We start from the raw sequence: 7,774 nt of genomic DNA on the forward strand, positions 1-7,774 counted from the left end.
CGCCCGCGACTACATTCGCTGCGAAATTTCCAAGCGTCTTCGAGCCGGTCGCGTTTCCCACACCCTCGGCTATTTCACTCAGCTGTGGCGCGAATCCCGACGCCACTCCCGCGCCCGCAGCGCCGCCGGCTGCCGTGTCGATGCCGCCGCCGCCCAATCCGCCAATCAAGCCGCCGCCGATGACGTGCGCAATCACCCGGTCCCTTCCGCCCTCGGCGGTCGCGTCGGCTGTCGCCTGATCGTGATCGGCGACGGCCAGCGCGTGCTTCATATCAAAGTACGCGCCAATACCTTGCGCGACCACTTGACCCGCCGCCTGTGCGGCCTGCATCGTGTCTGCCTGCTTGTTCAGGATCTCGTTCACGTCGGGCGTGCTCGCTACTGTCCCGTTCGTGTTCGTCGTGTCGCGACTCAGGCTCGCGATGTCTTGCGCCTGATAGGCGCCGTCAGTCAGCGTGATCGTGCCCGGGCTGATCGCGCTGCGTGTCGTCGCGCTCTGGTCGCCGCTCTCATGCTGGCCGATCATCGGCACCAGCCCGCCCGAGCCCGGCACTGAAGCAGGACCGACAGCCTTATCGGAGCTCGGACCCGGCGACAGACCCACCGATCCGCCGATGCTATTCGCCGAATAGTGCGAGTGGTTGCCGACGTCCGCGAACGTCAGCGTACCGGTGGACAGACTGTTCTTCGCTGCGTCATCCGCGCCGACAATGACCGCGCCCGTGAGCGCCGTATTGCCTTTGACCGACACATCAAAGCCGCCGTCGCCCGCATATAGCCCCGCCTGTTCCTTGACCTGCGCATAATTCCCATCCGCATGGCCGTTCTGTGCGCTGAAGCTCGCGCCGCCGCCACCCTGACTGATCGTGAAGCCCCCGCCGGCGCTGCTTTGATGCGCCGCGCTCACCGTCATATCCTGCACGCTCGCAATGTTCAGATTGCCACCGACGTCCGCCGCGATCTGTCTTCCGGCGATCTGCGAGCCGATGACGTTCGTATCACCGCCTGAGACGATCGCGACGCTATTCGCGCCCGTAACGTGCGACGCGTTCTGAATTGCCGCGTCGCTGTTGGCGTCGCCGTGCGCGTTCGCCATCGCCGCCGATATGCCGAAACCGTTCGTGCCGAACGACAGACCGACGCTCGTGCTCTTGGTGCTGCTGGAGCTGCGCGTCGACGCCGTGTCGGTCGTGTTGACGACGTTCACCTGATCCTTCGCGGCGAGCACCACGTCGCTTGCGCTGATGTTCGAGCCGGCGATGTTCAGGTTTCCCTCGGTTGCCACGAACGCCGCCGAGCCTCCTGCGTTCACCGACGAACCGCGATTTATCGTCTGCGCCTCGCTCGAATCGCTGCGGCTGCTGCTCGACCCGACGCTCAATTGAACGGCAATGCTCGGGTCCCGCATCAGCGCGCCACGGCTCGCGCCGGCAACGCCCATCGCCGCATTCCCCGCGGCCGCGATCGCGTGCAGCGTCGCCGCTCGGTCGTTGCCCGTGCTCGCCGAACGACTCGCGGCGCGGCTCTGCGTGTAGGCGTTATTGATTGCATCGCCCACGGAACCCGACAGCCCGAGCGCAAGGCCGCTCGAATGCGAGGTTTCCGTCCGCGAACGCTGCGCCGTATCCTTGGCCGCGTCGATGGTGACGTTCGCGCCCAGGCCGACGAGGTCTTTCGCCGCAAGCAGATCACTGCCGGTCACATGCAGGGTAGTGCCGGCCTGAATCGAGAGATCGCCCGCCAGCGAGCCGACCGTGCTCGCGTTGTTCGTCACGCTCGAAGCCTGATCGGTCGTCGCGTGATTGTTGCTGCCATAGGTCACGGTCAGGCCGCTGGTTCCGAGCCCGGAGCGCTTTTCCTGATAGCTGCTGGACGACGTCATCGTGTCCTGCGACGTGCCGATATTGACGTCATGCGCCGCGCTCAGCGCGACGTCGTTGGTGCCGACGATCGTACTGCCTTGGACGTTGATGTCGCGGCCGCTGGCGATCGTCACCGCGTCCGCGGAAACCATGCTGCCTTGTGCAAGCGTCGCCGTGCTGGCGCGCGAACTCGTGACCTCCTTTCCGCTGACCGCATTGCTGTGGCTGTGCTGCTCCTGCGTGTTCTCGACGTGCGTCTCGGTCGCGGCCGTAATGTTGACGTTGCCGGTCGCCGCAAGCGCGGCCGTGCCGTGGTCGAGGTTGATTGCGCTGCCTGTGACGTTGATATCCTTGCCCGACGCCACGACGAGCGAGTTACCCGCGTTGAGCACGGTGTTCGTGAGCGTATCGTCCGAGCGGTGCAGCGACTCCGAGTAAGTGCCGTGACCGTCGGCGCCTGCGCTGTTGCTGTCGACCATTGAGGTCGCGCGCGCGGCCTGCAGGGTGACATTGCCATTCGCCGCGAGCACGCCGCCGCCGTTCAGATCCAGCGACGCGCCGGTCGCGGTGAGGTCGCCGCCGACACCGATCTGCGTCATGCCGCCCACCTTGACCGCGCTGCCGGTCGTCTGGTTGAGATTGGTATGCGACACGCCATTGGCGCGCTCGACGACCTTGTTCTCGCCCGTCTGCACCGAGCCGAGCTCATAGTTTCCGCCGACAAGCATGGCGAGATTGCCGCCGACGTCCAGCGTGCCGGCGTTCTGCTGAAGGTCGCCGCCGGTCACGATCGCCGCGTCGCCTGCGACGTTCACGGTCGCGAGCGGCCCGAGCGTGCTCACGGTGCGCGTCGCGCCCGTCGCGCTGACCTGGTGGATTGTATTGACAGCGGTATTGAGGAGAAGATTGCCGCCGACGTTCAGTGCCAGGCTCCCCGCGTTGAGGGTGGCGGATGTCAGATCGACGTTGCCCTGCGTGGTAAGGGACATCAGATCGCCGCTGCGCAGCGCGCCGAAAGCGTTGTCGATCTGCTTGCCCTGAATCGAAAGCGTGTTGCCCGCCTGTATCGTGCCGCTGTTGCTGAAGGTCTGTGCGTCCTTCAGATCGACATCGGTCGCGGCGATCAGCGGCCCGTTCATGTTCTGCTGGCTTGCCTTCGCGAGGTACACGACGGGCGCGAGCACGGACTGACCGTCGACGATGACCGTCTGCATGATGACGACGTTGCTCGTGAGCGCCGCGACCTGTTCCGGCGACAGACTCATGCCGAGCGGCAGATCGAGCGACTTCGCGAGCGACGCGCCCGCGGCCAGCAGCGCCTCATACATGGCTTGCGTGTCAGTGTAGGGACCGAGCACGGCGCGGCCGGTCAACGCAGTGACCTGATTGCGCACGAGCTGCTGCTCGTACAACCCATCGCCCAGGCGTTTCTGTACTTTCTGCGGATCGAGGTCGAGTTGCCGCAAGAAGTAGTCGCTCGAGATGAAGCTCCGCTGGTTCGTGAAAGCCGGATTGGTCGCGACGAGATAGGTCGCATCCGGCGCGCTCGTGCGACTGAACAGGCCGCCTGGCGGAATCGAGAGGTTCTGCAACACGCTCTGCGCCGTCGCGCCCGCGATCACGGGATCGACCCAGCTCGCGCCGCCGATCGCCGGTGATCCGGGCCGCGTGCCAAGGTCGCCAATCACGACGCCTGAACCCGCCTGAGCCGGAGCGAGTCCGATAGACGGCAAGCCCGCGTTGGCCGCCGTGTTGTCGATGCTCACACCCGAGCCCGAGAACGTGCGGCCTGCGACAAAGCTCGATTCGTAGGCGGGCAGCGCGAAGTATCGGATATCGGCCGGTGCGATCTGAGCATAACCACCCGGACGACCGCCGACAAACGGCGCATCGCCGAACGGCAGCGTCCAGTTGTGTTCCGAGTCGTCGTAGTTGTTGTAGTGGTAATAGCCCGAGTACGTCACCTGAACGACGGGCGCGCTTTGTCCGCGCCAGCTGTTCTGATCCAGCGTCGACGGCGCCGCGATGTCGCCGGCCGCCGCGACCGCGCTCCAGAAGTTCTGCAACAGGCCGACGTGCGACGCGTCGAGACTGCCGCCGGCGATGATCTGCGCCTGCGGGCGGATCGACGCGATCAGGTTGGCGAGCGCGACGCCCGTGTAGGTCGTGTACTGATACCCGCTGTTCCACTGGCCGCCGTGCGGCGGTTCAATGTACGCGCCGCCGATGGCGTTCGGATCGGGCGGCGCGCCCCACGGCACGTTCTGACCGGCGCAGGCGGCGGCGTACCAGGCGGTGCAGCCCGACATGCTGATCCCGAGCTGCTCCATCAACGCGGGGTCGAGCGGTTGATTCAAGCCGGTCGTGGTCATCGAGGTGCGCGTGTTCGTCACCTGAGCGGCGTGGAGCGCCATGTCGCCCGCCGACTCGATCAGCGCCGACTGATTGCGGATCAGGTTCGCGTTCGTATAGTTGCCGTCCGCGTCCTTGCCGCCCGCAAGCACGACCTTGCCCAAGCCATAGATCGCGGTGCTCGCCTGCGTATCGGTCGCGGTGGTGTCGTCGCGATTGTCGATATCGGTGGCGAGCAGTTCGAGCGTGCCATCGCTATCGGTCGCGCCGATGAGTGCCGTCGGCCCGAGATTGAGGAGTGCGCCGCTTGCATTGAGCGAAACACTTCCGCCGACGATCACCCCGGTGTTGGTCAGGGTGTTCGAGTGCGTGGTGAGCGTGCCGCCCGCCATCATCGTGCCGCTGTTGCGGACATCGCCCGCGTTGACGTCGAGATTGCTCGCCGCCTGGAGCAGCACGCCGTTGGTGAACGTGCCGGGCAGCGTAAAGGCCAGGTCGTGACCGGTGCTGAACTGCACGTCAGCGGTTGGCGCAAAGTCGCCCTGGACGATCACGGTCACGTCATGCGCCGCGCTGTAGGCGCCGCCGCCCGTGAGCGTTGCCGCGTTGATCGTCAGGTCATGGGTCGCGCCGATCTGGCCGCTCGTGTTCGTGATCGTGCCGGAGGTCGTGATCGTCACGTCGCCATGCGAGCCGGCCACGCTGCCGATCCCGCCGCCGCTGTTGTCGACCGCGTCGGCCTGAACTGTGACGTTCGCGCCGCTCAACTGCGCGCGTTGCGTGTTGACGAGCGCGGCGCTGTCGACCGAAATGCGGCCGTTGGCGGTCATCGTGCCGCCGCGGTTGACGATGCCGTTGCCGCCTCGCACGGCCACATCGCCCGTGCCGAGATTGTTCACGAGGCCGCTCGTGTTGTCGATGCTCGCCGCCTGAAGGTCGAGCGTGCTCAGATCAACGCCTGCGCCCGTGCCTGTGCCCGCTTGAACCTGCCCGTTCGTGTTCGTCAGGTGGCCGCCGCTGGCGAGCGACAGCGACCCGAGCGCGCGCATCGCGCCCTGCGTATTGTCGATGTCGCCAGCGAAGCGCGCGGAGATCCCGCCTTGTGCGGCCAGCACGCCATTCGCGTTGTTCAGGCCAGCGGCCTGCGCGGTGAGCGTGCCGGCTGTAATGATCCGGCCGCCGGCGTTCGAGAAATAGCCGGCGCCGTTGCCAGGCGCAATCATCAGCGTGCCCGTGCCAGCATCGATGATGGAGCCGCCGTCGTTGATGAGTGCGCCCGGCGCGAGCGTCAGATCCGTGCTGTTGGTCTGAAAGATGCCGCCGTTGGAATTGTCGAAGGTGCTGCTGACATGGAATCCAGTCGACGTTGCGCCGTATTGCGTGATCCGGCCCGCGCGATTGATGAGTTCCGTCGTGTTGACATTGAGCGCGTTCGCCTCAATCCCGCCGCCGGTGTTGTCGATTGTGCTGGTACTCGTGACCGTGAGGTTCGGCGCGACGATCGAGCCGCCGCTATTGGTCAGTCGCCCGGTCCGAATCGTCTCGTTCGTGCCTGCGCCGATCTGGCCGCCGTCGTTGTTCAACGCAGCGCTGACCAGGTTCACGTCTGCGTTCGACAGCAGTTTGCCGTCGGCGTTATCGAGCACGCCGTCGGCCGTCACCGCAAGGCCGTCGCGTGCCGTCATGGAGCCCGACGCGTTCACGACTGTGCCGGACACGACAGCCACACGTCCGTTACTGGCAATCGAGCCGCCGCGGTTGTCGAGCGTGTTCGCTACGGCAAGCGCGGCCGTGCCTGCGCCCGTCTGCGCGATTGTCCCGCCGCGGTTCGTGATACCCGACGCGGTGATCGTCAGCTGACTGCCTGCGATCGCGCCAGTGCTGTTGTCGATGCCGCCTGCGCGCACCTGTGCCGCGCCCGTAGCCTGCATCGTGCCGCCTAGATTCTGCAAAGCGCCCCGAACATCGCCAGTCAATGCACCGCTCGACACGACCTTGCCATCGCGGTTCGAGAGCGACGCCGCGTCCAGCTGGACATCGGCCGCGCTGATCGTGCCTTGATCGTTGACCAGCGCATTCGCGGCGCTCACGTTGAGGCCGCCGCCGGCCGTGACCGTCGCGCCCGACAGGTTCGCATCGGCGGCGCGCGCCGCGAGCACGAGCGCGCCGTGCGCAGACGTAGTGCTGCCGCCGAGATCGAGCGCGCTGCCGCTCAGGGCTGCATTGCCGCCGGCAACGTTACGGCCGGTCGCCGCCACGGCGCCTGATGCGCTCACGTCGAGGTCACCCGATTGCGCCAACGACCCATCACCGTTCACGCCGGCCGCAAGCGTGCCCGTCGAGGCGATGCTGTCCGCGCGAAGCGTTGTCTGACGCTGCGCCGCAAGCAGGCCGCTGTTCGCCAGCACTCCGCCCGTCGTGGCGACGAGGTCGCCTTGCGCGTATGTGGTGCCGCGGTTGTCGATGCCGTCTCGCGCAGCAACGTTGAGCGTGCCGCTTGCGTTGGTCTGCCCCGCGAGCACGAGTTTCCCGTTCGACGTGAGTGTGAGCTCGCCCGCCTGAGCGGCAAGCACGCCACGCGTCGAGACGCCGACGCCATACTCGTTCGACGCGAGAAAGATGCGATTCGCATACATGCCGCCGAGCGCGCTCACGTCGAGCGCGACGGCGGGTGCCGTGCCGTTGCCCGCGACCGGCGTCGCGGCGAGCGAATCGTGCTCGATGCCGTTTGCGCCCGTGACCGCGTTGAGCCGGTTCGCGTAAATGGCCGCGTTCACCTGGATTGCGCGCGCGAGCAGGTCGACCTGATCGATGTTGGCGGCGTTCAAGCCCGCACCTTGCACGACGAGGTTGCCGCCGCTCACCGTGAAGCCCGTCAGCGACCCGTTCGGCCCGAAGGTCGGCGTGCCCGTGGTCAGAATGGCGCGGCTCGTGTTGATGAAGCCGCCCCCGTCGACTATCAATCCGTTTGGATTGGCAACAACGACCTCGGCGCGCGGCCCGGCGACTTCAACGTACCCTCGAATCGCGGAGGGTGAAGGGCTCATCACCTGATTGACGATCACACGCGCGGAGCCGCCCGGCGCGAGGTTGGCGTTGCCGTTGATCCATCCGGCCTGCTGCGTCTGCGTGATGGCGGGCGAGTTATTGAGGATCGCGCCTTGTCGCTGAACGTCGAATTGGGAGTAGTTGTTGACCGACACCCCCGCGCCCGAGGGCTTGGCGATGTTCACCTGTGCGAGGCCGTTCTGCGTCTGTATGACCTGCGCACCGGAGCCCGGGACCGCGACGATCTGCGCGCGCGTCGGTGCGATTACGACGAGCGATCCGAAGCACAGCATCGCGGCGGCAACAAGCGGACGCAACAGGAGGGGCCGCGCCGCGTTGCGCGTGCCTGCGACCCGCACGCCCGGCCCGCTGCCGTGAGCGCATGCGAAATCGGCAACAGCGACGAGCATATGCCGCAGACGGTTGTACACCAGCTTGAAAAGACCGTGATTCATGTTCTTGCAGAAAGGGAGTCGGCGGAACCGGCTCGCGAGGCATGGCAACGTAAGCAA

1 protein-coding gene is annotated in these 7,774 nt (G+C 66.3%); it reads right to left on the bottom strand.

Going from position 1 to position 7,774, the window contains the following annotated elements:
- Nucleotides 1-7,717: hemagglutinin repeat-containing protein (locus QCE69_RS38960; RefSeq protein ID WP_309936103.1), on the bottom strand; the 7,717-nt coding region annotated here is incomplete at its 3' end.
- Between the last annotated feature and the right edge of the window lie 57 nt (nucleotides 7,718-7,774).

It is taken from the genome of Caballeronia sp. LZ032 (genome assembly GCF_031451315.1).
In the GTDB taxonomy this organism is placed as follows: Bacteria; Pseudomonadota; Gammaproteobacteria; order Burkholderiales; family Burkholderiaceae; genus Caballeronia.